Genomic DNA, 26,988 nt, shown 5'->3' with positions numbered 1-26,988 from the left:
TATCTGACGTTTTTTGTCACCCTGGCTCGCTGGTTTGGCGTCGATGCTTGACTAGGCTATAAGTCATGAACTGTTCGCCGCCGGGATTCCCATGAATGACATCGCCCTCAGCGGCCTGACCAAGCAATTGGTACTGGCCGAACTGCTCACCGAGCAAAGCGCGCAACAGGCGTATCAACAGGCCCAGCGCAGTCGCATACCCCTGGTCAGTTATCTGGTACAGAACAAACTGGTCCAGAGCCGCCAGGTCGCGGAAATCGCCTCGGAGCACTTCGGCGTCGCCCTACTCGACCTCAACAGCCTGGACAAGGAAACCCAGCCCACAGGCCTGGTCAGCGAAAAACTGGTGCGCCAGCATCACGCCCTGCCGCTGTGGCGACGAGGCAACAAATTGTTCGTGGGCATCTCCGACCCCACCAATCACCAGGCCATCAATGACATCCAGTTCAGCACCGGCCTGACCACCGAAGCCATCCTGGTGGAGGACGACAAGCTCAGCGACGCCATCGAAAAGTTCTTCGAATCCAGTAGCACAGGCCTGGAAGGCATGGGCGATGTCGACCTCGATGGCCTGGACATCGAATCGATCGACGATACCAAACAGGATTCCATCGCCGGCCAGGACACCGACGACGCGCCCGTGGTGCGCTTCGTCAACAAGATGCTGCTGGACGCGATCAAGGGCGGCTCTTCCGACCTGCACTTCGAGCCCTATGAAAAAATCTACCGGGTGCGGGTGCGCACCGACGGCATGCTGCGGGAAGTCGCCAGGCCGCCGATCCAACTGGCCAACCGTATCGCCGCGCGCCTGAAAGTCATGGCCAGCCTCGATATTTCCGAACGACGCAAACCCCAGGACGGACGCCTGAAAATGCGCCTGTCGAAAAGCAAATCCATCGATTTCCGGGTCAACACCCTGCCCACGCTCTGGGGCGAAAAAGTGGTGATCCGGATCCTCGACCCGTCCAGCGCGCAAATGGGCATCGATGCCCTGGGCTACGAACCGGACCAGAAAGACCTGTACATGGCGGCCCTCAAGCAACCGCAAGGGCTGATTCTGGTGACCGGGCCGACCGGCTCGGGCAAGACCGTATCGCTGTACACCGGGCTGAACATCCTCAACACCGTGGACATCAACATTTCCACCGCTGAAGACCCGGTGGAGATCAACATGGAAGGCATCAACCAGGTCAACGTGAACCCACGCCAGGGGCTGGACTTCGCCCAGGCCCTGCGTTCGTTCCTGCGCCAGGACCCGGACGTGATCATGGTCGGCGAGATCCGCGACCTGGAAACCGCCGAGATCGCCATCAAGGCCGCCCAGACCGGGCACCTGGTGCTCTCCACCCTGCACACCAACAGCGCCGCCGAAACCCTGATCCGCCTGCAGAACATGGGCATTCCAGGGTTCAACATCGCCACCGCCGTGCACCTGATCATCGCCCAGCGGCTGGCGCGCAAGTTGTGCAACCACTGCAAGAAGGCCATCGAGATCCCCGAAGAGACCTTGCTCAAGGAAGGCTTCCCCCGGGAACGCATCGGCACATTCACGATCTATGAGCCGGTCGGTTGCGAACAGTGCAACCATGGTTACAAAGGGCGCGTGGGGGTCTACGAAGTGGTCAAGAACACGCCCGAGCTGCAGCGATTGATCATGGCCGAGGGCAACTCGCTGGAAATCGATCTGCAAATGCGCAAGGACGGTTTCAATGACCTGCGTACATCGGGGCTGCTCAAAGTGATGCAGGGCGTCACCAGCCTCGAAGAAATCAACCGGGTCACCAAGGATTGAACATGGCGGTCAAAGCAGTCAAAACCGATGTTTACACTTGGGAAGGCAAGGACCGCAAAGGCACCAAAATGACCGGCGAGCTGACGGGCCAGAGCCCGGCCCTGGTCAAGGCACAGCTGCGTAAACAAGGCATCAACCCGCAGAAGGTACGCAAGAAGTCCACCTCGATATTCAGCAAGGGCAAGCGCATCAAGCCATTGGATATCGCGCTCTTTACCCGCCAGATGGCAACGATGCTCAAGGCGGGTGTGCCTCTGTTGCAGGCGTTCGACATCATTGGCGAAGGCTTCGACAACGCCAATATGCGCAAGCTGGTGGACGAGGTGAAACAGGAAGTCGCCGCCGGCAACAGCTTTGCCGCATCGCTGCGCAAATGCCCGCAGTATTTCGACGACCTGTACTGCAACCTGGTGGACGCCGGTGAACAGGCCGGCGCCCTGGACACGCTGCTGGACCGGGTCGCGACCTACAAGGAAAAGAGCGAAGCCCTCAAGGCCAAGATCAAGAAAGCCATGACCTATCCAGCCGCCGTCGTTCTCGTCGCCGCAGTGGTCACAGGGATCCTGCTGGTCAAGGTGGTGCCGCAGTTCGAATCGGTATTCTCCGGGTTCGGCGCGCAGCTGCCGGCCTTCACGGTGATGGTCATCGGCTTGTCAGAGTTCATGCAGGAGTCATGGTGGATACTGCTCGGCGGGATGGTGGGCGGATTCTTTGGCGTGAAATACGCACTCAGGCGCTCCGAGGCCTTTCGTGACTGGCGCGATAAATGGCTGCTCAAGCTGCCACTGATCGGCACCCTGATGTACAAATCCGCCGTGGCCCGCTACGCCCGCACGCTCTCCACCACCTTCGCCGCCGGCGTGCCGCTGGTGGAAGCCCTGGACTCGGTGTCTGGCGCCACCGGCAACGTGGTGTTCAAGCGCGCGGTGCAGCGCATCAAGCAAGACGTCTCGACCGGCATGCAGTTGAATTTCTCCATGCGTACCTCAGGGATCTTTCCGAACCTGGCGATCCAGATGACCGCCATCGGCGAAGAATCCGGTGCGCTGGATGACATGCTCGACAAGGTGGCGAGCTTTTATGAGGCCGAGGTGGACAATCTGGTGGACAACCTCACCAGCCTGATGGAACCCTTCATCATGGTGGTCCTGGGGGTCGTCGTCGGTGGCCTGGTGGTTGCCATGTACTTGCCCATCTTTCAACTCGGCTCTGCGATCTGACATGCCCCTGAGCGAATTCTTCGTGCTATATCCCCTGGCTTTCGTGCTCGTTGCGGCACTGCTCGGCCTGATCATCGGCAGCTTCCTCAACGTGCTGGTGTGGCGCCTGCCAAAGATGCTCGACCGCGAATGGCGCCTGCAAGCCCACGATCTGCTGGGCCTGCCGGCTGAAACCCCGGGCCCGATCTATAACCTGATGCTGCCCCATTCCCAATGCCCGCACTGCGGCCATCGCATCCGCGCCTGGGAAAACATTCCGCTGCTCAGCTACCTGATGCTGGGCGGTCGCTGTTCGAGCTGCGCCGCGCCCATCGGCAGGCGTTACCCCCTGACCGAACTGGCCTGCGGCGCGCTGTCGGCGTTCGTCGCCTGGCATTTCGGCTTTGGCTGGCAAGCGGCGATGGTGATGGTGTTGTCCTGGGGCCTGCTGGGCATGAGCCTGATCGACGCCGAACATCAATTGCTGCCCGATACCCTGGTATTGCCGTTATTGTGGCTGGGCTTGATCGTCAACAGCTTCGGGCTGTTCGTTTCCTTGAACCAGGCGATGTGGGGCGCGGTGGCCGGTTATCTGGCGCTGTGGTCGGTGTTCTGGGTGTTCAAGCTGATCACCGGCAAGGAGGGCATGGGCTACGGGGATTTCAAGCTGTTGGCGATGCTCGGCGCCTGGGGTGGCTGGCAGATCCTGCCGCTGACGTTGCTGTTGTCGTCGCTGGTGGGCGCCGTTATCGGGGTCATCGTGCTGCGCCTGCGGGATGCCCCTGGGTCGACACAGATCCCCTTTGGGCCTTATCTGGCCATTGCCGGCTGGATTGCCTTGCTCTGGGGTGGTCAAATAACCGACTTCTATTGGCAGTCTGTCGGTTTCTAATGAATACCCCCCTGGAAAAACCCTGGATTCTCGGCCTGACCGGTGGCATCGGCAGCGGCAAGAGCGCAGCGGCCCAGCATTTCATCGATCTGGGCGTGCACGTGATCGACGCCGACCATGCGGCGCGCTGGGTGGTCGAGCCCGGGCGTCCGGCGCTGGCGAAAATCGCCGAGCACTTCGGCCCCGGTGTATTGCAGGCCGATGGCGCACTTGACCGGGCGGCGCTGCGCAAGCTGATCTTCGAGAATGCCGACGAACGCCGTTGGCTCGAGGCGTTGCTGCATCCGCTGATCGCCGATGAGATCGCCCATCACCTGGCCCAGGCACAATCGTCCTACGCCATCCTGGTATCGCCACTGCTGATCGAGTCAGGGCAGTACGCCATGACCCAGCGGATCCTGGTGATCGATGCGCCGGAACAACTGCAGATCGAACGTACCTTGCAGCGCGACCAGACCAGCGAGCAGCAGGTCCAGGCGATTCTCAAGGCCCAGTCCAGCCGTCAGGATCGCCTGAGCCATGCCGACGATGTGGTGGTCAACGATCGCGACCTCGCCTGGCTGCACAGCGAGGTCGAGCGCCTGCATCACTTTTACCTTACTTTGCGTGGAGGCCAGTCATGAGCCAAATCCCAACCGTTGATTGCCCAACCTGTGGCGCCCCCGTGGAATGGAGCCCGGAGAGCAAATTCCGGCCGTTCTGCTCCGATCGCTGCAAGCTGATTGACTTGGGCGCCTGGGCGTCGGAAGAACACAAGATTCCGGTCAGCCCCGATGCCGAGGATGAGCTGTTCAGCGAAGATTTCGAACCGCGTTCACATCATTAAGGCCTCATGAAACCGTAGTCCTGTTCATCGTCGAGGTTTTCCGCCAGGAAACTCAACTCATCGGCCAGGTCTTCTGGGCTGCGCACTGTCTTGCTCTGCTGCACGATCGCACTGAGCAAGGCACGCAGGCTCAAGCCCGGGTCGAAACCGATCTCCATTGCGGCATCGTGACTACGCCTGATCTCTTGTCTCGCCCACTCATAAACACTCATGGTTGTGCTCCTGGAAGTTTTCCAGAGCATGAAGGGCGTGCGATTGTGCAGCCTTGACGTGAATCAAGGCTTGTCATCATCGTTCCACGGGGCCGACAGGTAGCGCGTGCGGTTGAAGGTTTCCAACCATTCGGGGCTGAACACCACCAACGCACTGATCACCATGCCGTTGATGAAGGCCTCGGGAAAAATGATCAGCCAGAGGTAGCCGACAAAATCTTCCAGCCAGTAAGGCATGGCGAATATACCGTCGTACCACAGCAGGCCAAGCCCCAGCAGCAGGCACGCCAACGCCGAAAGCGCGGCAGCGAGAAAACCCGAGCAGAAGATATATACGAACAGATTGCGCGGCTGGGCGCGCTCCACCAGGATCGCGCAACACTCGGTAACCAGCACCGGCAACAGGATCAACAGCGCACCGTTGACCCCTACCGCCGCCATGTCCTGGCGCCCCAACAGCACCAGCGCAAACTGTGCACACAGCCCCCCCAGGATCGCCAAGGGCCAGTCCAGCAGCAACGTCACGGCGGTCATGCCTATGAAGTGATACGAGACACCCGTGTCGAAATCCCGGCGCACCAGCCACAGCATGAACAACGCCAACACCGTGCCGAACAGCAGGTGCTGGCGACGACTGTCGGTGAACAACTCGACCCACGGTGCTCGCGACACCGCCCAGACCAATACCGGCACATAAATCAGCCAACCGGCCGCCAGGGTCTGCGGTGAGAGCAGTTCAGCACCGATCATGGGACTACTCCTTTCACTTGCCCTTGCATCAAAGACTCCTTGATCGCTTCGCGATCCAAGCTGGCAGTCTACACCCCGCCCCATAACGGCCATTAATCAACGCAACGCTTCCAGCTTGTCGCAATTGAACGCTAAGCTTGGGCTCATGGATGACTCCGATTACTTACGCCTGCTGACCATCGCGGCCGAGCAAGCCAACGCCTTTCTCTCCAATGCCCGCAAATGGGAGCGTGAGCGTTGGGTCTGCCAACGCCTGCTGCAAGGGTTGAACGTGCCTTATCGCGCCGACGAGTTCGCGCCGGCCGGCGAACCGCCGGACGTCTTGTTTCGCGATGCCAATTTCGAGGTTTTTTTCGTGCTCGACGAGGGCCGCCGTCTCAATGATGAATGGCGCGATGAACTGCAACGCCGCCGCAGTGCGTTCTCCCTGAGCCAACTGGTGCGTCGCGAGGCCAAGCCCCGGCGGATCCCGGCCAATGAATTCCTGATGCGGCTGGCCCCGACCCTGCGCAAGAAAGCCCATAACTACACCGAGCGCGGCATGGACCTGGGCGACCTGGACATCATCGCCTTCGCCAGCCTCAAGCGCGAAGTGCTGGACCTCAACAGCCATTTCCCGCCGCCGACCGAATACCTGCGCCAGGGTTGGCGCTCGCTGTCGCTGGTGGGGCCAACCTTTGCCCGGGTGCTGTTCGCCCATCCCGATGCACCGGACTTCCTGCGCAGCAACCTGGGGCGCAGCATTGTGTTCGATGTCGGGATCAGCCTGTGAGCCCGTTGCAGGAACTGATCGCCGCCGTGCCGCAGCAGGGCCGCGTACGCTGGATTGGCGTGCGCCCCCAGGGCCATGCCCCCATGATCGAACTGGACGCCGTGGAGGCCCGCCTGGAAGCCGGCCTGACGGGTGATCATGCCCGCCCCGGCGTGCGCAATGCCCGGCAAGTCACCTTGATTCAGTGGGAGCACCTGGCCGTGATCAGTTCCCTGATGGGCCGCGCGGCGGATCAACCGGTGTTGCCACAAGAGCTGCGACGCAACCTTGTGATCAGCGGCATCAATCTGTTCAGCCTCAAGGGCCGGCGCTTTCGCATCGGCCAGGCGATCTTCGAAACCACCGGCTGGTGCCAGCCGTGCGCGCGACTGGAGCGAAACCTCGGCGAAGGGACGTTCCAGGCCGTACGCGGCCATGGCGGAATCACAGCCCGGGTGTTAAAAAGTGGAATCATTCGCCTGGACGACAGCTTGCGTGTCGAACCTGTTCCGGCGAGCGGCTACGCTGCTTTCAATGCCGGATAGCCGGACGCTGTAGCGTCTACACCTTTCGCAACGTCTACCTGACGAGGCCTTTATGACCAGCCGCCTGAACCCAGATGACCAGAAGCATGTCGAAGAGTACCTGCAACTGTCCCAGCACCGAGTCGAGCGCCGGCCCTTCCGGCCGTGGATGCTCCTGGTGGTGGTACTGGCCGTGACCATCGGCCTGGGCCTGTTGAGCCGACTGATCAGTTACCTGACGCTATGAGCCGCTTGATGCTCGCGCAGGTAACGGCACCGATTTCCTTTAGCCTTGCGAGATATCCCCATGACTCATCGTATTGTCATCGTTGGCGGCGGCGCCGGCGGTCTGGAGTTGGCTACCCGTCTGGGTAAGACTCTGGGCAAGCGCGGTACGGCCTGTGTGATGCTGGTCGACGCGAACCTGACCCACATCTGGAAACCCCTGCTGCATGAAGTGGCCGCCGGCTCCCTGAACTCTTCCGAAGACGAACTCAACTATGTCGCCCAGGCGAAATGGAACCACTTCGAGTTCCAGCTCGGGCGCATGAGTGGCCTGGATCGCGAGCGCAAGAGAATCCAACTGGCCGCCACCTATGACGAGGCAGGCGTCGAGTTGTTGCCGGCCCGGGAACTGGCCTACGACACCCTGGTAATTGCCGTCGGCAGTACCACCAACGACTTCGGCACCGAAGGCGCGGCGCAGCATTGCCTGTTCCTCGATACCCGCAAACAGGCCGAGCGTTTCCATCAGCAACTGCTTCACCACTATCTGCGTGCCCATGCCGGGCAGACCGATATCGTCGAGCGCATCAGCGTCGCCATCGTCGGCGCCGGTGCGACCGGGGTCGAACTGGCGGCCGAGCTGCATAATGCCGCCCACGAACTGCACGCCTACGGCCTGGACCGCATCAAACCGGAAAACATGCACATCACCCTGATCGAGGCAGGCCCACGCGTCTTGCCGGCACTGCCGGAGCGTATCGGCGGACCGGTGCACAAGACCCTGGAAAAACTCGGGGTCAATGTCATGACCAACGCCGCTGTCAGCCAGGTGACCGCCGACAGCCTGATTACGGCGGATGGCAAAGTGATCGACGCGAGCCTGAAAGTCTGGGCCGCCGGGATTCGCGCACCGGACTTCCTCAAGGACATCGACGGCCTGGAGACCAACCGGATCAACCAGTTGCACGTGCTGCCTACGCTACAGACCACCCGTGACGAGAACATCTTCGCCTTCGGTGACTGCGCCGCCTGCCCGCAACCCGGCAGCGAACGCAACGTCCCGCCCCGCGCCCAGGCAGCGCATCAGCAGGCCTCGCTGCTGGCCAAGTCCTTGAAGCTGCGGATCGAGGGCAAGGCCCTGCCTGAATACAAGTACACCGACTACGGCTCGTTGATCTCGCTGTCGCGGTTCTCGGCAGTGGGCAACCTGATGGGCAACCTGACCGGCAGCGTGATGCTCGAAGGCTGGCTGGCGCGGATGTTCTACGTGTCGCTGTACCGCATGCACCAGATGGCGCTGTACGGCATGTTTCGCACGGCGATGCTGATGTTGGGGAGCAAGATCGGGCGTGGGACTGAGCCTCGGCTGAAGTTGCACTGAGGATAAAAGCGACGCGTAAACTGCTCGTGACAGAGATGGGTTCTAGAGGTGCATCGCCTGTTCCACCGTTTTCGCGAGCAAGCCCGCTCCCACAGTTGATCGCATACTCATGAAATACTCGATCTCCTGTGGGAGCGGGCTTGCTCGCGAAGGCGGCAGTGCAGTCAATAGTCATCTAAACGATAAAAATCGAGCTCCGCAGCATCAATCAAACCTGAAACCGCTGCACCATCGTGCGCAGCGAATTCGCCAGTTGCGACAACTCATGGCTGGACGCGCTGGTCTGGTCCGCGCCGGAGGCCGAGCGCACCGACAAGTCACGAATGTTCACCAGGTTGCGATCCACCTCACGGGCGACTTGCGCCTGTTCTTCGGCGGCGCTGGCGATCACCAGGTTACGCTCGTGGATCTCGTTGACCGAGGCCGTGATGGTCTGTAGCGCTTCCCCTGCCCGTTCCGCCATCGCCAGGGTGCTGGCGGCGCGACTGGAGCTGGCCTGCATGGAGTCGAGTGCCTGGGTGGCACCGCTGCGCATGCCCTGGACCATCTGTTCGATTTCCTGGGTCGATTGCTGCGTGCGATAAGCCAGCGCCCGCACCTCGTCCGCGACCACCGCGAACCCCCGTCCACTCTCACCCGCCCGGGCCGCTTCGATGGCCGCGTTGAGGGCCAGCAGGTTGGTCTGCTCGGCGATGGCCCGGATCACATCCAGCACCTTGCCGATATCCTGCGACTGGTTGGCCAGGGATTGCACCAGGCCGCCAGTCACTTGCACATCGCTGGCAAGGGCGCCGATGGCATCGACCGTGTCGCTGACCCGCTGCTGCCCAAGGGACGCCGACTCACTGGACTGACGCGTGGCATCGGAGGTGGAAACCGCATTGCGCGCGACCTCCTCCACGGCGGTGGTCATTTCGGTGACGGCAGTGGCCGCCTGTTCGATTTCGTTGTTCTGCTGTTGCAGGCTGTGGGTGCTATCGACGGTGACCGCGTTCAGCTCATCGGCGGCGGTCGCCAGTTGGGTAGCCGAGCCGCTGATACCCTGCAGGGTTTCACGCAGGTTCTGCTGCATGGTCGCCAGCGCCTTGAGCAAGCGGCTCACTTCGTCGCTGCCGTGGGTCTCGATCGGTCGGGTCAGGTCGCCTCGGGCAACGTTCTCGGCAGCATTCAAGGCCTCGCCCAAAGGCTTGACGATACTGCGGGTGAGCAGCATGGCCAGGGCCACCGTCGCCAGGGCGGCGAGCACGATGAACAGGCTGACGATCATCCGGGAATTGACGTAGTGCTCCTGGGATTTCTGGCTTTCGATGGAGACTTGTTTGGAGAACAGCTCCGCCAGGTCGTTGAGTTGTTTGCCGGAACCGTCCACCACGGTCTTCATGTCCACCAGCAGCAGCTTGATCAACTCGTCCCGACGTCCCTGCTCTGCCAGTGCAAAGGATTGGGCGATGCCCGTGCGGTAAGCAGCGAAGGTTTGCTTGAACTGGTCATAAAGCGCTTTGCCTTCAGGCGTGACGACCAGCTTTTCGTAACTGGCGATTTTTTCGCTCAGTTCCTTGTCGCGGGTGTCCATTTGCCCACGATACACCGAGATGTTCTTCGGATCCTGGTCCAGGGCCATGCGCAGGGAGATCGTGCGGATGCGCAACATCAATTCACGGATCTCGTCACCGCCGCGAATACTGGGCAACCACTGGGTTTCTACCGCAACTTCACTGTCACGGATACTCGACATCTGTCCCAGCGCAAACACCCCGAGCAATGCCACCAGCACGGCGATCAAAGCGAAACCCAACGCAGCACGGGGGGCGATATTCAGTTGACGAAGAACCATGGGGAGCGCCTTTTTTATTATTGGCCTGAAGTGGGGCCATGCCCCTGTCGGTGGGTTATCGGCAGGTTGTACGATGACTTAAGGCAATCTGCTTTATCGCAGGCAAAAAAAATCCCCGTATCTTTCGATACGAGGATTTTCAATATGGTCGGGGTAAGGGGATTCGAACTCCTGACATCCTGCTCCCAAAGCAGGCGCGCTACCGGACTGCGCTATACCCCGGTAAAAAAAAGGCGACCTTCGCAAGTCGCCTTCTCGATCAGCGCTTTTGGCCTCTGATCTTAAGATTCGATTCCAGCGAACTGGTTTCAAAAATGGTGGGTCGTGTGGGATTCGAACCTACGACCAATTGGTTAAAAGCCAACTGCTCTACCAACTGAGCTAACGACCCAAATATGGTCGGGGTAAGGGGATTCGAACTCCTGACATCCTGCTCCCAAAGCAGGCGCGCTACCGGACTGCGCTATACCCCGATTGAAATGGCTCCGTGACCAGGACTCGAACCTGGGACCCAATGATTAACAGTCATTTGCTCTACCGACTGAGCTATCACGGAACTGATATTTCAAGTTACAACGTTGAAGCTAGCTTCAACCTCTTCTACCCTTACGCATCGCTGCGTTCGTGTGTCTGAGGCGCGCTATTCTACAATCTTCAAAACCTCTGTCAACCCCTTAAATTGCTTTCAAGACAATGATTTGCAACTTATTTTGGATTCCTTCTCAGTGAGAAGTCGTCCTTGGGGTGACTGACTGCGGGGCGCACTTTACAAGCCTTTTCCTTTGAGTTCAACGGCCTGATGAAAAAAATGGCCTCGCAAAGCGAGGCCATTCCAATTGCAGGCAATGCCGGCTTTCAGTTGAAGACGATTTCGTCGTTCTCCACCGTACCGGTCACGGTTTCACCCGGCATGAAGCGACCCGACAGGATCAACTGCGCCAGCGGGTTTTCGATCCAGCGCTGGATCGCCCGCTTCAGCGGCCGTGCGCCATAGACCGGGTCGTAACCCACGGCAATCAACTTGTCCAATGCCTCATCGCTCAATTGCAGTTTCAGCTCACGCTCGGTAAGACGGCTGCGCAGGCGACCCAACTGGATCTCGGTAATGCCGGCAATCTGATCGCGGGCCAACGGCTCGAAGATCACCACTTCGTCGACCCGGTTGATGAACTCTGGCCGGAAGTGGGTAGAGATCGCATCCATCACCGCAGCGCGCTGCGCCTCGCGGTCACCCACCAGTTCCTGGATCTGCGTCGAGCCCAGGTTGGAGGTCATCACGATCACCGTGTTACGGAAATCCACCGTGCGCCCGTGGCTGTCGGTCAAGCGACCATCCTCCAGCACTTGCAGCAGGATGTTGAACACATCCGGGTGCGCCTTCTCGACTTCATCGAGCAGGATCACCGAGTACGGTTTGCGCCGCACAGCCTCGGTCAGGTAGCCACCCTCTTCATAGCCGACATAACCTGGTGGCGCACCGATCAACCGTGCCACGGAATGTTTCTCCATGAACTCGGACATGTCGATGCGCACCATGGCCTCTTCCGTATCGAAGAGGAACTCGGCCAACGCCTTGCACAATTCAGTCTTACCGACACCGGTAGGGCCGAGGAACATGAACGAACCGCTCGGCCGGTTAGGGTCCGACAGCCCGGCGCGGGAACGGCGCACGGCGTTGGACACCGCCACCACCGCTTCTTCCTGACCAATCACGCGCTGGTGCAGCAGGCTTTCCATCTTCAGCAGCTTGTCACGCTCGCCCTCGAGCATTTTCGACACCGGAATACCGGTCCACTTGGAGACCACTTCGGCGATTTCTTCCTCGGTGACCTTGCTGCGCAGCAACTGGTTTTCGCTCTTGCCGTGCTGGTCGACCATTTGCAGGCTGCGCTCCAGATCCGGGATCACCCCGTACTGCAGCTCGGCCATGCGATTGAGGTCGCCTTTACGGCGCGCCGCTTCCAGCTCCTGGCGGGACTGTTCGATCTTCTGCTGGATCTGCGCCGAGCCCTGGACTTCGGCTTTCTCCGAGTTCCAGATTTCCTCGAGGTCGGAATACTCGCGTTCATGGCGAACGATTTCTTCCTGCAGCCTTTCCAGACGCTTCTTCGCCGCTTCGTCGCTTTCTTTCTTCAGGGCCTGGGATTCGACCTTGAGTTGAATCAGTCGCCGCTCCAACCGATCCAGCACTTCAGGCTTGGAGTCGATTTCCATGCGGATGCGACTGGCCGCCTCGTCGATCAGGTCGATGGCCTTGTCCGGCAATTGGCGGTCGGTGATGTAGCGGTGGCTGAGCTTGGCCGCCGCGATGATCGCGCCATCGGTAATCGCCACCTTGTGGTGAACTTCATAGCGTTCTTTAAGGCCGCGCAGGATAGCGATGGTGTCCTCTTCGCTCGGCTCCTCCACCAGTACTTTCTGGAAGCGCCGCTCAAGGGCCGCGTCTTTCTCTATATATTGGCGGTACTCGTTGAGCGTGGTCGCGCCGACGCAGTGCAGCTCGCCACGAGCCAACGCTGGCTTGAGCATGTTGCCGGCGTCCATCGAGCCTTCACCCTTGCCCGCACCGACCATGGTGTGCAGTTCATCGATGAACAGGATGATCTGTCCTTCCTGCTTGGACAGCTCATTGAGCAGCGCCTTGAGCCGCTCTTCGAATTCACCACGGTATTTGGCGCCGGCGATCAAGGCCCCCATATCCAGGGACAGCAGCCGCTTGCCCTTGAGGCCATCCGGCACTTCGCCGTTGATGATGCGCTGGGCCAGGCCCTCGGCGATGGCGGTTTTACCCACGCCCGGCTCACCGATCAGCACCGGGTTGTTCTTGGTGCGGCGTTGCAGCACCTGGATCGTGCGGCGGATCTCGTCGTCACGGCCGATCACCGGGTCGAGCTTGCCTTCTTCGGCACGCTTGGTCAGGTCGACGGTGTATTTATCCAGCGCCTGGCGCGACTCTTCGTGGTTGGCGTCGTTGACCGCTTCGCCGCCACGCAGGTTGTTGATGGCATTTTCCAGGGCTTTCTTGCTCACGCCTTGGCCAAGCAGGAGTTTGCCGAGCTTACTGTTTTCGTCCATGGCGGCGAGCAGCACCAGCTCGCTGGAAATGAACTGGTCGCCCTTCTGCTGGGCCAGGCGATCGGCCTGGTTGAGCAGCCGCGCCAGGTCCTGGGACATGTTCACGTCACCGGTCGGATTCTGGATCTTGGGTAACTGGTCGAGTTCTTTCGCCAGTTCTTTGCGCAGGCTGTTGACGTCAAAGCCGACCTGCATCAGCAGGGGCTTGATGGAACCGCCCTGCTGTTCGAGCATGGCTTGCATCAAATGCGCCGGTTCGATACCGGGATGGTCCAGGCCGACGGCCAGGGACTGGGCATCGGACAGGGCCAACTGTAATTTGCTGGTTAAACGATCAATACGCATGGGTCACCTTCCTAATGAGCAGGCCGGACCTTGGAAACATCCTGAATGAAGAAACCTGCCAGATACCGTTATACATGTGGTCGATTCTGGAAGATTCAAGCCGGGCGCCCTTGATACAGATCAGAGAAGTCTAGCGTTCGATCCAGACCAGCGAGGCGAAGCGACCGGTGCGCGGATTGCGGCGGTAGGAAAAGAAACGAGGGTCTGTCACGGTGCAGAGACCGCCACCGTAGACGGCCGTGACCCCGCGCGCGGCCAGACGCAGACGGGCCAGTTGGTAGATATCGGCCAGGAACTTGCCGGCGTTGGGGCTAGCAGCGAAGGCTTGGCTCGCCAGGGGCAATTGCGCGATGAAGGCTTCACGCACCTCCGGCCCGACTTCAAACGCTTGCGCACCAATGGCCGGGCCGAGCCAGGCGAGGATTTCATCCGCAGGCACGGCAAGGCTGTCGAGGGTGGCCTCCAGCACACCGTTGGCCAGCCCGCGCCAACCGGCATGGGCCGCTGCGACGCGGGTGCCGGCACGGTTGCAGAACAGTACGGGCAGGCAGTCCGCCGTCATTGCCGCGCAGGCGATACCCGGTGTGTCGGTCCAACTGGCATCGGCGGTCGCTACCTGGGTGGGGTCAGCCTCGACCACGGCAATGCCGTGGACCTGCTGCAGCCAGGCCGGGGTGATGGCGAACTGATCGGTGAGACGACGGCGGTTTTCGGCGACAGCCGTGGGGTCGTCGCCCACATGATCGCCCAGGTTGAGGCTGTCGAACGGCGCCAGGCTGACGCCGCCCCCTCGGGTGGTGACGCAGGCCTTGACCCGGGCCGGCGCAGGCCAGTCGGGTATCAGCCAGTCACTCATCCGACGAACGCCTCGCGGTCCTGCTTGAGCAACGTCAGCAGCCAGACAAAGTCATCCGGCAACGGCGACTCCCAGCTCATGCGCTTGCCGGTCGTCGGATGATCCAACTCCAGGAAACGCGCGTGCAGCGCCTGGCGCGGGAAATTCTTCAGCGATTCGACCATGGTCTGGCTGGCGGCTGGCGGAATGCGGAAGCGACCGCCGTAGGCCGGGTCACCCACCAACGGAAAGTTGATGTGGGCCATGTGCACACGGATCTGGTGGGTACGCCCGGTTTCCAGCTTGACCCGCACATGCGTGTGGGAACGGAAGCGTTCAAGCACACGATAATGGCTGACCGCCTGCTTGCCGCCCTCCATCACCGCCATGCGCTGGCGCTGCTGGCCGTGACGGCCAATCGGTGCGTTGATCTTGCCACCGGCGGTGACCACGCCGATCACGATGCACTCATAGATACGGCTGACGCTGCGGCTTTGCAACTGAGTGACCAGTTGTGTCTGCGCCTGGATGGTCTTGGCCACCACCATCAGACCGGTGGTGTCCTTGTCCAGACGATGCACGATGCCGGCACGCGGCACATTGATGATGTCCGGTACATGGTGCAGCAAGGCATTGAGCAACGTCCCGTCGGCATGACCGGCAGCCGGGTGCACCACCAGGCCCGCCGGCTTGTTGATCACCAGGATGTCGTCGTCTTCATAGACGATGTCCAGGGCGATGTCCTGGGCGACCCATTCTCCCTGGGCCTCCTGCTCGGCGGTCAGCTCGAGGATGGCACCGCCGTGGACGATGTCGCGCGGGCGGATCACCGCCCCATCCACAGTCAGGCGGCCGTCCTTGATCCAGGCGGAAAGGCGCGAGCGCGAGTGCTCGGCGAAGAGTTGTGCGGCGACTTGATCGAGGCGTTGGCCGCCCAATTCGGACGGCACCTCTGCGCGAAGTTCTATTTTATCGGACATGCTCGGACTGGGCGTCGGCACAGCCTTTGGTTTCGGCTGCGCGCTTGTGGTTAAATACGGCGTCTTTTGCCCCGAGGCTTTTCAACGGGGCGCTCATCATAACAGGACGGCCCCGCCCAAGACAGCGGCCGTCATAGGGACGCAAGCCGCCATGCAAGTGAAACACCTGCTGCTGATCGCCATCCTCGCATTGACTGCTGCTTGCTCGTCGAAGGAAGTCGTAGACGAAAACCTGAGCGAAGTCGAACTGTACCAACAGGCGCAGAACGACCTGGATAACAACAGCTATACCAGCGCCACCGCCAAGCTCAAGGCCCTGGAGTCGCGGTATCCGTTCGGTCGCTACGCCGATCAGGCCCAATTGGAACTGATCTACGCCAACTACAAGAACGCCGAGCCGGAAGCCGCCAAATCCGCCGCCGAGCGCTTCATTCGCCTGCACCCGCAGCACCCGAATGTCGATTACGCCTATTACCTCAAGGGCCTGACCTCCTTCGACCAGGACGTCGGCCTGCTGGCGCGTTTCCTGCCGCTGGACATGACCAAGCGTGACCCGGGCGCCGCGCGCGACTCCTACAATGAGTTCGCCCAGCTGACCAGCCGCTTCCCCAATAGCCGCTACTCGCCGGACGCCAAGCAGCGCATGATCTACCTGCGCAACCTGCTGGCGTCCTACGAAATCCACGTAGCCGACTACTACCTGACTCGTCAGGCCTACGTCGCCGCTGCCAACCGCGGTCGCTACGTGGTGGAAAACTTCCAGGAAACCCCATCGGTGGGCGACGGCCTGGCCGTGATGATCGAAGCGTACCAGCGCCTGCACCTGGACGACCTGGCGGCCACCAGCCTGGAAACCCTCAAGCTGAACTACCCGGATCACCCATCCCTGGTCGATGGTCAGTTCACCCCGCGGGTCGACGAAGCGGACAACCGTTCGTGGCTGAGCAAGGCGACCCTGGGCCTGATCGAGTCGCGTCCGCCGCTGCCGCCGGGAGAGACGCGCGCCAACCAGGACGTGCAACGCCAATTCCAGGATGCCAAGGAAGCCATCCCGAACGAACTCAAGCCCAAGGATGAAAATGGTGACGTGATCGAAGAAGAAGAGCCTGAGAACGAGTCCAGCGACCGCTCCTGGTTCAGCCACCTGACCTTCGGCCTGTTCGACTGAGACCAGGGCATCAGCCAAAAGGGAGACCCGACGGTCTCCCTTTTTTGTGCCTGGCTTTTATAGCGCTGTGCGCCGTTCATGTCCTTGGCTAAACTGCCGGATCATTAGCCAAAAAGCCGCCCATCATGCTTCGTTTACTGTTCTGGATCGCCCTGATTGCCGCCGCGGTATGGTTCTGGCGCAAGCTCAAGAGCACCTCTTCCCCATCACAGGCACCCCGCGAGCAGGACGCTCCCCCCATGGTCCGTTGCGCTCATTGCGGCGTACACCTGCCTCGCGACCGGGCACTGGCCCTCGAACAACAATGGTATTGCAGCCAGGCTCACCTCGAGCAAGGCCCGGGCACTCGTGAGCGCTGAGACCTCAAGCCCGCGCGAAAAACAGACGCAGCGTCTGCTGCGTCTCTATCACCTGTACCGCCTGAGCATCGGCATCACCCTGGTGCTGCTGATCTCCAGCAAACTGGACAATCGCCTGCTGGAGTTCGCCAACGACGACCTGCTGCGCAGCGGCAGTTGGTTGTATCTGGTGCTGAACATCCTGCTTGTAGTGTTCCTTGAAAACACTCGCCGCCCTGCCCGGCTGTTCGGCCTGGCCCTCACCGACGTACTGCTGCTTTCGTGGCTGTTCTTCGCCGCAGGCGGTGTGCCCAGCGCCATCGGCAACCTGCTCATCGTCTCGGTAGCCATCGGCAATACGCTATTGCGAGGCCGAGTCGGCCTGTTGATCGCCGCTGTCGCCACGATCGGTATCGTCGGCTCGACTTTCTTCCTCGGCCTGAGCGACTCGAACCGCCCCAGCAGCTACCTGCAAGCCGGGACCCTGGGGGCACTGTGCTTCGCCGCCGCCCTGCTGGTACAAGGCCTGACCCGACGACTGGAAGCCAGCGAAACCCTGGCTGAGCAACGGGCCAGCGAAGTGATCGGCCTCGAAGCACTCAACGCGCTGATCCTGCAACGCATGCGCACCGGCATCCTGGTGCTGGACCGCGAACGTCGGGTACAACTGGCCAACGAAAGCGCCTTGAACCTGCTGGGCATGCACGACCTGGTCGGCCAGCGGATCGATGACTACTCCGTCGCCCTGGTCGAACGTCTGCGACTGTGGCTGAACAACCCTAGCCTGCGCGCACAGAGCCTGACCATCAGCGGCACAGGCCTGGCACTGCAACCGAGCTTCATCGCCCTGGGCCACAACGAGCAACATCAGATCCTGGTCTTCCTCGAAGACCTGGCCCAGGTTGCGCAGCAGGCCCAACAACTCAAGCTAGCCTCCCTCGGACGCCTGACGGCCGGCATCGCCCACGAAATCCGCAACCCCCTGGGCGCCATCAGCCACGCGGCGCAATTGCTGCGCGAATCCGAGGAACTGAACGACGCGGATCGGCGTCTGACGCAGATTATTCAAGATCACTCTCAACGAATGAATCGCGTCATTGAAAACGTCCTGCAACTGTCTCGCCGCCAGCAAACCACACCCCAACGCCTCGATCTGCGGACCTGGCTCGAACAGTTCGTCCGACAGGCCCACGAAAGCATGGCCGAGCACCAGCAATTGCACCTGAGCATCGATCCGGGCGACTACACCACGCTGATGGACCCCGACCAGTTGACCCAGGTACTCGACAACCTGCTGCGCAACGCCTGGCGCCACAGCGCAATGGCCCACGAACAGGCCGAGGTCTGGCTGAAACTGTTCATCGACCCCCACAGCCAGCTGTCCACACTGGACATCATCGACAACGGCCCCGGCGTGACTCCAGAACAGCAAGCGCACTTGTTCGAGCCCTTCTTTACCACCAGTAGCCAGGGCACCGGCCTTGGGCTCTATCTGTCCCGTGAGCTGTGCGAAAGCAACCAGGCCCGCCTAGACTTCAAACCACGCCAAGGCGGCGGCTGCTTTCGCATCACCTTTGCTCACGGACGGAAACAGATTTGAATATTCGCTCACGGCAACGAATCCTGATCGTCGACGACGAACCGGACATCCGCGAACTCCTGGACATTACCCTGGGCCGGATGAAACTCGACACCCGCAGCGCCAAGAACCTGGCCGAGGCCCAAAGCCTGCTGGCGGGGGATACCTTCGACCTGTGCCTGACCGACATGCGCCTGCCCGATGGCACCGGCCTGGAACTGGTGCAGCACATCCAGCAGCGCTACCCGCAGCTGCCCGTGGCGATGATCACTGCCTACGGCAGCCTGGAAACCGCCATCGACGCCCTCAAGGCCGGCGCCTTCGACTTCCTGACCAAGCCGGTCGACCTGGGTCGGTTGCGGGAGCTGGTCAGCAGCGCCCTGCGCCTGCCGCCGGTCGCTCTTCCGGCAAGCACTATCGAGCGTTGCCTGCTGGGTGACTCCCCGCCGATGCGCAATGTGCGCAAACAGATCGAAAAACTCGCTCGCAGCCAGGCACCGGTGTACATCAGCGGGGAATCGGGCTGCGGCAAGGAACTGGTCGCCCGGCTGATCCACGAACAGGGGCCCCGTTCCAACCAGGGTTTTGTGCCAGTCAACTGTGGAGCGATTCCCACTGAGCTGATGGAAAGCGAGTTTTTTGGCCATCGAAAAGGCAGCTTCAGCGGCGCCATCGAAGACAAGCCCGGGCTGTTCCAGGCCGCCCATGGCGGGACCTTGTTCCTCGATGAAGTGGCCGACCTGCCCCTGGCGATGCAGGTCAAGCTACTGCGCGCCATCCAGGAAAAGGCCGTGCGCGCTGTTGGCGGCCAACAGGAAGAAGTGGTGGACGTGCGAATTCTCTGCGCCACCCACAAGGACCTGGATGCCGAAGTCGCCGCCGGGCGCTTTCGCCAGGATTTGTATTACCGGCTAAATGTCATCGAACTGCGCGTCCCGCCCTTGCGCGAACGTCGCGAAGACATCGAACCGCTGGCCAATCACATGCTCCAGCGTCTGGCGGCCAACACCGGTAGTCCACCGGCCAAGTTGCATCCCCAGGCGTTGGACGCTCTCAGGAATTACCGCTTCCCGGGCAACGTGCGGGAACTGGAGAACATGCTTGAACGTGCCTACACCCTTTGCGAACAGCAACAAATCGAAGCCGACGACCTGCGCCTGGCCGAGGGTAATAGTACTACTGAGGCGGGCAATCCCGATTTGATGCAGGTCGACAACCTGGAGGATTACCTGGAAGACGTCGAGCGCAAGCTCATCCTCCAGGCCCTGGAGCAAACCCGCTGGAACCGCACGGCGGCGGCGCAGCGGTTGAAGTTGTCGTTTCGGTCGATGCGGTATCGGTTAAAGAAGTTGGGGTTGGATTGAGCCGCGGTTTCGAAGCCCGCGCCTGCCTCTGTGGCGAGGGGATTTATCCCCGTTGGGCTGCGAAGCAGCCCCAAAGCAGCGACTCAATCAACCTCACACTCCGAGATCTCAGGTCCCAGCGGGAGCAAGCTCTCTCACCACAGGTTCGGCGTTCACCCTCTGTAACGCCGCTCTCTAGCCCTCCGGCACAGGTACCCACTCGTCCAGAACACGATTGGCCAATAACTCACTCAACTCAATCAATTGCTGTACCCCCAAGGCGATATGTCGCCGCGAGCCTTCGAGCTCGAAGGCCAGGTCGCTGACCGTTGCGTTGGCGGAGGCCAGGGTTTCGCTGAGGTTGGTGAGGAGGCATTCGGTGTCGATGCCGTCCACTACAGTGAATAACTGGTTTGAGGTTGGTTTCTTTTTGGCTTCGGGTTTTGGGCCGAGGTAATAGTCGAGGGCGCGTTTGGCGGCTTCATCGAGTTTTTGGTGATCAGGATCGACGCCGGTTGACGAGGAACCTTTTTCGGGGGGATTGGGCGTATCTTTAATCATTGTGCATCTCCAAGTTTTTGGAGCTGCCACCGATCGCCGCGACGCAATTGGAGGTGGCAGCTGTACGCAGGTTCGCGGACCGAGAACTTGAACACCCGGCATACCCGAAGGTATCCCACGCACAGCCAGCCATGGCACGACGACAAATACCGAAGCACTGTCGTCGACTGGAATTATGCACCAAGTTAGCGGGCCGCGACGCCCGGACGCTGAATTGGCAGCGACGGGAAAAGGTTAGCCAAAGCCCTTCCCACCCGGCAACCGCCAGAACTCGTCTGAAAATTCGGTTCGAATCAGAACTTTGTCCGATCATTCCCACAAAGACAGGTCGGCTGTGAGGGCGGTGTGTATATCCGTTTCTGCGGTAACGGCTACTTATGGTTCCGCTCTTACAGCGGGTCACTTTCGAAAAGCGCGAAAGTAACCAAAGCGCTCCTGCCCCACCACTCGGCACCTCGCCTAGGCTCGGTGTGCCCTCACTCCGGCATTGCTCCGTGGGCCCGCCGCGAAGGGCCATCCATGGCCCAGCGCGGCTATCCCGGCATCCATGCCGGGATGCCCACTACGCAATACCTGCGTTCGGCCAGCGTGGTTAACGGGGCGCCGAGATCAACGTCCACTGCGAGGCGGCCTTATAGCCGACCTGATTTTTTGATGATCGCGATCCTCCTGTGGGAGCGAGCCTGCTCGCGAAGAGACTGGAGCATTCAACATATTCATCGACTGTACCGCCGCCTTCGCGAACAGCCCCACAATTGGATCGGGGGCACAGCAGGAGAAGCAGGTCGGCTGTAAGGCCGCCTTCGCGAGCAAGCTTTGCTCCCACAAAATCTGATTGGTGTACCACCGGGGAGAGCCAGGCCGGCTGTCAGGCCGCCTCGCGGTGGACGTTGATCTCGGCGCCCCGTTAACCACGATGGCCGAACGCAGGTATTGCGCAGTGGGCACCTCGGCATGGATGCCGAGGTAGCCGCGCTGGGCCATGGATGGCCCTTCGCGGCGGCCCACGGAGCAATGCCTTCGTTCGGGCATGCCGAGCCTAGGCGAGGCACCGAGTGGTGGGGCAGAAGCGCTTTGCTTACTTTCGACTGGGCCGGCTTCCGGGCTCTTCGAAAGTGAGTCGCTGTAAAAGCGAAACCATAAGTGGCCGTTACCGCAGGAATGGATATGTACTCGGTCAACAAATCCCGGTCGGCTTTAAGGCCGCCTCGTCACCAAAACTCCCAAGCCAAAACCGAACCTTACAAGCGCCCCGCTGGCGCATAAGGCGCAGGATCAATCACAGGCTCAAGCCCCAACATCAAATCCGTAAACAACCGACACGACGCCGGCGCCAACACCAACCCATTGCGATAATGCCCACAGTTCAACCACAACCCCGCCACCCCAGGCACCTCGCCGATATAAGGAATGCCTTCGGGCGATCCGGGCCGCAGCCCAGCCCAATGCCCAACCACCTCAGCATCGGCCAGTTCCGGAATAAGTGCCACCGCCGAAGCCTTCAGACTCTCCAGCGCAACATCAGTCGGGGTCTTGTCAAAACCTTCGCGCTCCAGCGTGCTACCAACCAGGATATGCCCATCACGACGCGGAATCGCATAACGCCCTTTGGCCAGCACCATGCTCGACAGAAAATCCGACGCGCACTTGTACAAGATCATCTGGCCCTTGACCGGCTCGACCGGCAACTTCAAGCCCAATGTCTTGAGCAGCTCGCCACTCCAGGCACCGGCGGCCAGTACCACTTCATCGCCACGAATTTCACCGGCAGAACTGTGCACCCCCACCACTCGCCCGCCATCACGGATGAATCCGCTGACTTCACAGTGTTCATGCAACGTGACATTAGGTAGCGCCTGCAACGCCGCCTTGAGGGATTTCACCAACCGGGGATTACGCACGTTGGCCACGTCGGCCATGTAGATCGCCCGGGAAAAACCCGCGCCCAGCACCGGCACCGCATCGTGGACAATTGAGATATCCACAGCCAGCAACGGACGCCCTTCCCGTTCGGCCCAGGCCAGCGCTTCTTCCTGGTCATCCAGGTCCAACCAATACAATCCGGTGACATGCACTTGCGGATCGACCCCGGTCGCCGCGAACAAGCGCTCGCCCAGTTGTGGATAAAAGTCCTGCGACCAATGGGCCAACGCCGTGACCGCCGGGCTATAGCGCCAGGGGTACAACGGCGACACGATACCGCCGCCGGCCCAGGACGATTCCTGGCCGACACTGGAGCGGTCCAGCAGCACCACGCGCTGCCCTTCGGACGCCAGATTGAACGCTGTCAACAGGCCAATGACTCCGCCGCCGACAATCACCACTTGCTGTTGCCTGGTCATGTTCTGATTCGACTCATAAGACAGAGGGCGCAAGACAGCGCCCGAATAAAAGAAACTCAGCGGCCCCAACAATCCTTGGTGGTCAGCCCGGCAGCAGCGTTGATCATGCTCCGCACACCGGTATTGTTGATCGTGAAGTCACCGCATTTGTCCGTGGCCATGGACGAGCCACTCTTGCGCACGGCGGTCAGGGTGAAGCTCTGGTCTGCCAGGGTCGGGGTAATGGTGTAGAAATCGTTACCGCTGCTCAGGCCGGTCGCGTTGGTGTAGACGTTGTTCTTCGAGTAGTAGCGCTCGAGAATCTGCGCCTGCTGCGACAGCAACCCAGCTATTTCGGTGCGTCGGCCCTTCTTCATGTATTCGGTCAGGCTCGGATAGCCGACGGTGATCACGATACCGATGATCGCAATCACGATCATGATTTCGATCAAGGTGAAACCCCGGTTGGATCTGCGCATGCCTTGCCTCTCACTGTATTTGCCGCCACATGATGCGACGGCTGCCGCCCACGGATTTTTCCAGCAACTCGGTGATATTGCCGCTGGAATCGTTGACGATCATGTTGGTAGCCCCACTGGCGCTAACCACGGCGCTCAAGGTCGGAATACCGCCCGTGAAGACCACCCCGCTGGAAATCGTGTCAGAGCTGTTGAGCTTGCCGTCACCGTTGGTATCGAGCACCGCATAGTTGAGCATCTTACCGTTGAACGCATCCACTTCGATCAGTTTGCCGGTACCAAAGCTGGCGCAAGGGTCGGTGGTGTCCACGGCAGCCGTGGTAAAGACCACGCGCCCGCTCACCAGATTGGCCGGGTTGATCACCCGCTCTCCGGTCAGCACGTTGTTGTACACCAAGGGCAGGTACCAGCCCTTTTTCGAAGGATAAGCCACGTCGGTCTGGCTGGTGGTCACGAACTGCCCCGTACTGCCTGAGAACACCCCCGTGATCGACTGGGCCTGCAGGTTCGACACGGTGATTTGCCCGGCACCGCCGGTGGCGTCCCATATCGAGTAGAACCCTTGCAGGTCCTTGTTGAGTTTATCCGCCGTTTCGTTGAACTTGCCGGTGCCGAAAAACACCTGGGTACCGCCCTGCGGGTTGTCCGCCAGCAGCGGTTGAACGGTGATCGGCTGAGTCGCGCCACCAGAGGTGGTGAACAACGGCTGGCCGGAAAACGCCACGCCCCATGTGGTCGGGGAAGTAGCACTGAGGTCGAACTTCCACATCCGCCCTTTCAAGTCGCCACCGTAAGCCGCCTGCACCACGTTCTGGGAATTGACCCGCAGTTTGACCGACGACAAGCCATTGCCGGTCTCGCTGCTGTTGATGACGATTTTCCTGATCAGCGAGCCGTCGCGGATATCCACCACGTACAACGCCGCGACACCGCTGTTGCTGCCGTAGCCATTGGAAATGAACGCCGCCCAGCGCCCATCCGCCAGGCGGGCGACTTCGGGCCGGGCGTAGGCGTAGCCCAGGTCATTGAAGGCGTTGGCGGTGTTGGCCACGGTCGGCGCGCTGATCTCCCACAACGCCCGCAACACATTGCCCGCTGTCGCATCGAACAACTGAACCGCATAGAACGTCTTGCCCCCGGCACCAGTGCCGCCCAGGGCCACGGTCTTCCAGACACTCCCCGATTGCGTATCGAATACGCCGACCTGTCCATCCACCAGGAACTTGTGGCTCACACCATTGATGTAGTTGGTGTCGGCAATGCTCTGCAACGAGGGCAGCACGCTCGACGGCATATAGGCGTAACGCCGGGTACCGTTGGCACTGTTGATGACGCTGAAAAAACCGTCGTTGGCGTTCACCACCAGGCTGGTATTCATATTCGTCGCCTTGGTGGTCAGGTACGTGCTGTAGCTGGTGTCGTTGAGCAAATCCGCAGCGGTCTGCTCATTGGGCGATGCCAGCACCAACGGCGAATTGATGATGTCCCCCAGCAATACACTGCGCACCTTCAAACCGGTCTTATTGACCCCCTTGCTCCACTCCACCAGATCGTTACCGGTGATCCCCGTGGGCAGGTTCTGACTGAGGCTGGTTTGCTGGGCCGGCGAGAAGTTAGCGTAGGCCAGGGTGACAGGCACATTGGTCGCGGTATTCCACGACTGGTAAATCGGCGCCGTGGCACCGGGCACGATGGCCGTGTCGGTGGTCCATTGCACCGCAGCCCTGTTGACCGTACCTGCCGTGGTGAAGCCGAATGCCCGGATGGTCCCGCGCCAGTCCTTGGGGTCGTAGGTGGTCTGGTAGTAGCTGGAGGTGTTGGACACCGTGGCGGCGTTGGTGGTGCCAGCGCCCCCGGAGCCGGCCTTGGAGGTGATATCGCTCAGGGCAGAGGCCAACGCAGAGTTGAGGCCTTCGCTGTCGGTCGCCTGGTAATACTTGCCTGCCCCGTAGCGGGCGGCGTCGGACAGCATTTGATTGGTGGCGGTAAAACCCACGGTGTAGGTGTTCAGGTACTGCCGAGTGAAATCCGTGGCGTTCCAGCTCTGGCCGGTGGCATCGGTGCCGGTGGAGCGCATGTCGATGTCGAAGGCGAACTTGGCGATGTCGTCCAGGTACAGCGTATCGCCCTCGCCGTCACCGCTGGGGTTGTCACCATCGTTGGTGCTGATGCCATCCCAGTTCGGCAAGCGGGCCCCTCCCAGCGGGTCGTTGGTGGGAAACGTACGATCATAGGTAGGCAAGCCGTCGGTGATCACCACGCCGAAGTTTTTCTGGCAACGGTACTGGATCGGGCTGGTATAGGTGGCCGGTGTGCTGTTGTAGTACGGCGCCATGCCCCTGAAATAACGGGTGACTTCGTAATAGCTCTCGGCCAGCGGCGTATTCGCCACGGCGCCCAGACCGTTGATCGCGTTGATCAGGGCAGTGTAGTTGCTGTTGGCCTGGGTCTGGGTCACGCTGCCGCTGACCGGCGAAAGGTCGCTGATGGCGCGAGCGATGTAGCCTCCTGGCCCGGAATTGCTGCTGTTGGGCGGGTTGAACGTGGCGAGGCCGATACGCAAGGCACGATTGCTGGCAACCAGGTCGTTGGACACATCCCGCGCCACGTTGATTCGATAATCGTTGGGAATCGTGCCGGTGGTGAAATCCCGGCTCGAGCCGTTGGCCAGGGTCACCAGATACGCCAGGTATTTACCGGTGTAACGGGTATTGCCGCCTCCCACAGGATCTGGCAACCGAAGGCAGACCCGCCCAATGCTGGGTCGATAGAAACCGTACCAGCCAGACGAGCAGCCGCCACGCAACAGGCCCACCAACAGGATGTTCGAATCTTCCAGGTCCAGCTCATACCTGTCGTTACAGTTGTTACTGGCGCTGCAGGCATAAGTGCGCACTTGCGTCACAGCCGGATCAAACCCCGCCGCCCAGATAATGTTGTTCATACTCCCCGAGTCATCGATCAGCAGCATCACGTTCGGCGTGACGGCACCCGCACTCAGCAACGGCGAGTCCGAAGGCGTGAACGCATAGGCCGGGGCAGCCAGATAAAGGCTGAGCAATACCCCCCACAACATCGCTATCCAGCCACGGCGAGCCTCAGTATTTCGCATAGATGCTCTCCACCACGCTGCGCTGGTTATTGCCCACCACGGCTACCGCCGTGATCCGGTACAGCGTCGCGGATGTATTGCTGGGTACATTGACCGCCGCGAGCGTGGTGCCGATGTTCTGCACGCCATAAAACCCGCCACCAGCGGCGACCCAGAGCACCCCCGAGGATGAATTGCGCCCGGCCGCCATGATGGTCGCCGACTCGGCCGGTGGCGCGCACTGAGTCGCGGTGGTACAGACCGCCAGTGAATAGGTCTCGACCTGCACCGCGCTCTCACCCACCCTCAACGCCGCCTCGGCAATCTGGAAGGACTGGTTGCGCAGCATGACGCTGCTGGTCATTTTTTCCTGGAGAGTGGCGCTCTGCATCGACGACAGGCCGATCAGCGTCAGCAGCAACAGAAAAACCAGGCTAACCAGCAGAGCCATGCCTCGCTGGCGATGCTTGAGATTCATCGAACTCAT

General features: G+C 60.8%; 23 protein-coding genes, 4 tRNA genes and 2 pseudogenes. 13 read left to right on the top strand and 16 right to left on the bottom strand.

The features are described from left to right. Positions 1-91 precede the first annotated feature (91 nt). The 5 genes from pilB to yacG are packed head-to-tail and all read left to right on the top strand — an operon-like array spanning position 92 to position 4,709. Positions 92-1,792, top strand: a complete 1,701-nt coding sequence (gene pilB, locus GN234_RS22865) for a type IV-A pilus assembly ATPase PilB (RefSeq protein ID WP_109756360.1) — start codon at positions 92-94, stop codon at positions 1,790-1,792. 2 nt (positions 1,793-1,794) lie between these two features. Beyond that, positions 1,795-3,012 (top strand): type II secretion system F family protein, encoded by a 1,218-nt coding sequence (locus GN234_RS22860; RefSeq protein WP_109756361.1) that lies wholly within the window; start codon positions 1,795-1,797, stop codon positions 3,010-3,012. A gap of 1 nt (position 3,013) precedes the next feature. Then, positions 3,014-3,883, top strand: a complete 870-nt coding sequence (locus GN234_RS22855) for a prepilin peptidase (protein WP_176689119.1) — start codon at positions 3,014-3,016, stop codon at positions 3,881-3,883. Next, positions 3,883-4,506 (top strand): dephospho-CoA kinase, encoded by a 624-nt coding sequence (gene coaE / locus GN234_RS22850; RefSeq protein ID WP_163856593.1) that lies wholly within the window; start codon positions 3,883-3,885, stop codon positions 4,504-4,506. Before GN234_RS22855 ends, coaE begins: the two co-directional genes overlap by 1 nt. Then, positions 4,503-4,709 (top strand): DNA gyrase inhibitor YacG, encoded by a 207-nt coding sequence (gene yacG / locus GN234_RS22845; protein ID WP_109756364.1) that lies wholly within the window; start codon positions 4,503-4,505, stop codon positions 4,707-4,709. Before coaE ends, yacG begins: the two co-directional genes overlap by 4 nt. Here the strand turns inward: yacG and GN234_RS22840 are convergent. Both GN234_RS22840 and GN234_RS22835 read right to left on the bottom strand, forming a co-directional pair. After that, on the bottom strand, positions 4,706-4,921 hold the full coding sequence (locus GN234_RS22840; protein WP_013694234.1) for a hypothetical protein: 216 nt from the start codon (positions 4,919-4,921) through the stop codon (positions 4,706-4,708). The genes yacG and GN234_RS22840 overlap by 4 nt on opposite strands. A gap of 63 nt (positions 4,922-4,984) precedes the next feature. Next, the gene (locus tag GN234_RS22835) at positions 4,985-5,671 is read right to left on the bottom strand and encodes an energy-coupling factor ABC transporter permease (RefSeq protein WP_116833474.1); all 687 of its coding nucleotides are present in this window, start codon (positions 5,669-5,671) and stop codon (positions 4,985-4,987) included. A 145-nt stretch (positions 5,672-5,816) separates the two neighbouring features. On the opposite strand from GN234_RS22835, the gene GN234_RS22830 reads away from it, so the two are divergent. From GN234_RS22830 to GN234_RS22815, 4 genes are read left to right on the top strand one after another with little or no spacing between them, the layout of a single operon-like run. Continuing rightward, on the top strand, positions 5,817-6,443 hold the full coding sequence (locus GN234_RS22830; protein WP_003205682.1) for a DUF1780 domain-containing protein: 627 nt from the start codon (positions 5,817-5,819) through the stop codon (positions 6,441-6,443). Beyond that, complete coding sequence (locus GN234_RS22825) at positions 6,440-6,967, top strand: MOSC domain-containing protein (protein WP_116833475.1); 528 nt, start codon at positions 6,440-6,442, stop codon at positions 6,965-6,967. The genes GN234_RS22830 and GN234_RS22825 overlap by 4 nt, the downstream gene beginning before the upstream one ends. Positions 6,968-7,019: 52 nt before the next feature. Continuing rightward, the gene (locus GN234_RS22820; protein ID WP_003185543.1) at positions 7,020-7,193 is read left to right on the top strand and encodes a DUF3094 domain-containing protein; all 174 of its coding nucleotides are present in this window, start codon (positions 7,020-7,022) and stop codon (positions 7,191-7,193) included. Between the two features lie 60 nt (positions 7,194-7,253). Next, complete coding sequence (locus GN234_RS22815) at positions 7,254-8,552, top strand: NAD(P)/FAD-dependent oxidoreductase (RefSeq protein ID WP_176689118.1); 1,299 nt, start codon at positions 7,254-7,256, stop codon at positions 8,550-8,552. A gap of 208 nt (positions 8,553-8,760) precedes the next feature. On the opposite strand, the pseudogene GN234_RS30420 reads toward GN234_RS22815, so the two are convergent. From GN234_RS30420 to rluD, 9 genes and pseudogenes are all read right to left on the bottom strand, one after another. After that, a pseudogene (locus GN234_RS30420) lies at positions 8,761-9,360 on the bottom strand (methyl-accepting chemotaxis protein); the annotation flags it as partial. Positions 9,361-9,663: 303 nt separating this feature from the next. Then, a pseudogene (locus GN234_RS30415) lies at positions 9,664-10,386 on the bottom strand (MCP four helix bundle domain-containing protein); the annotation flags it as partial. A gap of 145 nt (positions 10,387-10,531) precedes the next feature. After that, positions 10,532-10,608: transfer RNA gene (locus GN234_RS22805), tRNA-Pro, on the bottom strand. 93 nt (positions 10,609-10,701) lie between these two features. After that, positions 10,702-10,777, bottom strand: a tRNA-Lys gene (locus GN234_RS22800). A 5-nt stretch (positions 10,778-10,782) separates the two neighbouring features. Continuing rightward, positions 10,783-10,859: transfer RNA gene (locus GN234_RS22795), tRNA-Pro, on the bottom strand. A gap of 7 nt (positions 10,860-10,866) precedes the next feature. Next, positions 10,867-10,942 (bottom strand) — tRNA-Asn (locus tag GN234_RS22790). 299 nt (positions 10,943-11,241) lie between these two features. Further along, entirely contained in the window at positions 11,242-13,806 is a 2,565-nt protein-coding gene (clpB, locus tag GN234_RS22785) for an ATP-dependent chaperone ClpB (protein WP_053125348.1), read from the bottom strand. 130 nt (positions 13,807-13,936) lie between these two features. Further along, positions 13,937-14,662 carry a peptidoglycan editing factor PgeF gene (pgeF, locus tag GN234_RS22780; RefSeq protein WP_163856586.1) on the bottom strand — a complete coding sequence of 242 codons (726 nt, stop codon included), beginning with the start codon at positions 14,660-14,662 and terminating at the stop codon, positions 13,937-13,939. Continuing rightward, complete coding sequence (gene rluD, locus GN234_RS22775; protein WP_116833478.1) at positions 14,659-15,621, bottom strand: 23S rRNA pseudouridine(1911/1915/1917) synthase RluD; 963 nt, start codon at positions 15,619-15,621, stop codon at positions 14,659-14,661. The genes pgeF and rluD overlap by 4 nt, the downstream gene beginning before the upstream one ends. 151 nt (positions 15,622-15,772) lie before the next feature. On the opposite strand from rluD, the gene GN234_RS22770 reads away from it, so the two are divergent. The 4 genes from GN234_RS22770 (at position 15,773) to GN234_RS22755 (ending at position 20,070) form a co-directional block, all read left to right on the top strand. Then, on the top strand, positions 15,773-16,789 hold the full coding sequence (locus GN234_RS22770) for an outer membrane protein assembly factor BamD (RefSeq protein ID WP_176689117.1): 1,017 nt from the start codon (positions 15,773-15,775) through the stop codon (positions 16,787-16,789). A gap of 125 nt (positions 16,790-16,914) precedes the next feature. Beyond that, positions 16,915-17,148 carry a PP0621 family protein gene (locus GN234_RS22765; RefSeq protein ID WP_109756371.1) on the top strand — a complete coding sequence of 78 codons (234 nt, stop codon included), beginning with the start codon at positions 16,915-16,917 and terminating at the stop codon, positions 17,146-17,148. After that, on the top strand, positions 17,138-18,727 hold the full coding sequence (locus tag GN234_RS22760) for a two-component system sensor histidine kinase NtrB (protein ID WP_176689116.1): 1,590 nt from the start codon (positions 17,138-17,140) through the stop codon (positions 18,725-18,727). Before GN234_RS22765 ends, GN234_RS22760 begins: the two co-directional genes overlap by 11 nt. Next, positions 18,724-20,070 (top strand): sigma-54-dependent transcriptional regulator, encoded by a 1,347-nt coding sequence (locus GN234_RS22755; protein ID WP_163856580.1) that lies wholly within the window; start codon positions 18,724-18,726, stop codon positions 20,068-20,070. Before GN234_RS22760 ends, GN234_RS22755 begins: the two co-directional genes overlap by 4 nt. Positions 20,071-20,244: 174 nt before the next feature. Here GN234_RS22755 and GN234_RS22750 read toward each other — a convergent pair whose 3' ends face one another. From GN234_RS22750 to GN234_RS22730, 5 genes are all read right to left on the bottom strand, one after another. Beyond that, positions 20,245-20,610, bottom strand: coding sequence for a DUF6124 family protein (locus GN234_RS22750; protein ID WP_176689115.1), 366 nt, complete (start codon positions 20,608-20,610; stop codon positions 20,245-20,247). Between the two features lie 1,241 nt (positions 20,611-21,851). Further along, the gene (thiO, locus tag GN234_RS22745) at positions 21,852-22,952 is read right to left on the bottom strand and encodes a glycine oxidase ThiO (RefSeq protein WP_176689114.1); all 1,101 of its coding nucleotides are present in this window, start codon (positions 22,950-22,952) and stop codon (positions 21,852-21,854) included. A 56-nt stretch (positions 22,953-23,008) separates the two neighbouring features. Then, positions 23,009-23,410, bottom strand: coding sequence for a type IV pilin protein (locus GN234_RS22740; protein ID WP_134925875.1), 402 nt, complete (start codon positions 23,408-23,410; stop codon positions 23,009-23,011). A gap of 10 nt (positions 23,411-23,420) precedes the next feature. Next, positions 23,421-26,522, bottom strand: a complete 3,102-nt coding sequence (locus tag GN234_RS22735) for a pilus assembly protein (protein WP_176689113.1) — start codon at positions 26,520-26,522, stop codon at positions 23,421-23,423. Next, positions 26,509-26,979, bottom strand: coding sequence for a pilus assembly PilX family protein (locus GN234_RS22730; protein WP_176689620.1), 471 nt, complete (start codon positions 26,977-26,979; stop codon positions 26,509-26,511). Before GN234_RS22730 ends, GN234_RS22735 begins: the two co-directional genes overlap by 14 nt. Positions 26,980-26,988 lie beyond the last annotated feature (9 nt).

The sequence above is a fragment of the Pseudomonas bijieensis genome (assembly GCF_013347965.1).
Classification (GTDB): domain Bacteria; phylum Pseudomonadota; class Gammaproteobacteria; order Pseudomonadales; family Pseudomonadaceae; genus Aquipseudomonas; species Aquipseudomonas bijieensis.
Note: the sequence above shows the minus strand (reverse complement) of the source record. Positions and strands in the feature narration are given on the sequence as shown.

Bases quoted from the DNA above. Each gene is read 5' to 3' on its own strand.
- pilB (WP_109756360.1), top strand. From the start codon at position 92: ATGAATGACATCGCCCTCAGCGGCCTGACCAAGCAATTGGTACTGGCC.
- GN234_RS22860 (WP_109756361.1), top strand. From the start codon at position 1,795: ATGGCGGTCAAAGCAGTCAAAACCGATGTTTACACTTGGGAAGGCAAG.
- GN234_RS22855 (WP_176689119.1), top strand. From the start codon at position 3,014: ATGCCCCTGAGCGAATTCTTCGTGCTATATCCCCTGGCTTTCGTGCTC.
- coaE (WP_163856593.1), top strand. From the start codon at position 3,883: ATGAATACCCCCCTGGAAAAACCCTGGATTCTCGGCCTGACCGGTGGC.
- yacG (WP_109756364.1), top strand. From the start codon at position 4,503: ATGAGCCAAATCCCAACCGTTGATTGCCCAACCTGTGGCGCCCCCGTG.
- GN234_RS22840 (WP_013694234.1), bottom strand. From the start codon at position 4,921: ATGAGTGTTTATGAGTGGGCGAGACAAGAGATCAGGCGTAGTCACGAT.
- GN234_RS22835 (WP_116833474.1), bottom strand. From the start codon at position 5,671: ATGATCGGTGCTGAACTGCTCTCACCGCAGACCCTGGCGGCCGGTTGG.
- GN234_RS22830 (WP_003205682.1), top strand. From the start codon at position 5,817: ATGGATGACTCCGATTACTTACGCCTGCTGACCATCGCGGCCGAGCAA.
- GN234_RS22820 (WP_003185543.1), top strand. From the start codon at position 7,020: ATGACCAGCCGCCTGAACCCAGATGACCAGAAGCATGTCGAAGAGTAC.
- GN234_RS22815 (WP_176689118.1), top strand. From the start codon at position 7,254: ATGACTCATCGTATTGTCATCGTTGGCGGCGGCGCCGGCGGTCTGGAG.
- clpB (WP_053125348.1), bottom strand. From the start codon at position 13,806: ATGCGTATTGATCGTTTAACCAGCAAATTACAGTTGGCCCTGTCCGAT.
- pgeF (WP_163856586.1), bottom strand. From the start codon at position 14,662: ATGAGTGACTGGCTGATACCCGACTGGCCTGCGCCGGCCCGGGTCAAG.
- rluD (WP_116833478.1), bottom strand. From the start codon at position 15,621: ATGTCCGATAAAATAGAACTTCGCGCAGAGGTGCCGTCCGAATTGGGC.
- GN234_RS22770 (WP_176689117.1), top strand. From the start codon at position 15,773: ATGCAAGTGAAACACCTGCTGCTGATCGCCATCCTCGCATTGACTGCT.
- GN234_RS22765 (WP_109756371.1), top strand. From the start codon at position 16,915: ATGCTTCGTTTACTGTTCTGGATCGCCCTGATTGCCGCCGCGGTATGG.
- GN234_RS22750 (WP_176689115.1), bottom strand. From the start codon at position 20,610: ATGATTAAAGATACGCCCAATCCCCCCGAAAAAGGTTCCTCGTCAACC.
- thiO (WP_176689114.1), bottom strand. From the start codon at position 22,952: ATGACCAGGCAACAGCAAGTGGTGATTGTCGGCGGCGGAGTCATTGGC.
- GN234_RS22740 (WP_134925875.1), bottom strand. From the start codon at position 23,410: ATGCGCAGATCCAACCGGGGTTTCACCTTGATCGAAATCATGATCGTG.
- GN234_RS22735 (WP_176689113.1), bottom strand. From the start codon at position 26,522: ATGCGAAATACTGAGGCTCGCCGTGGCTGGATAGCGATGTTGTGGGGG.
- GN234_RS22730 (WP_176689620.1), bottom strand. From the start codon at position 26,979: ATGAATCTCAAGCATCGCCAGCGAGGCATGGCTCTGCTGGTTAGCCTG.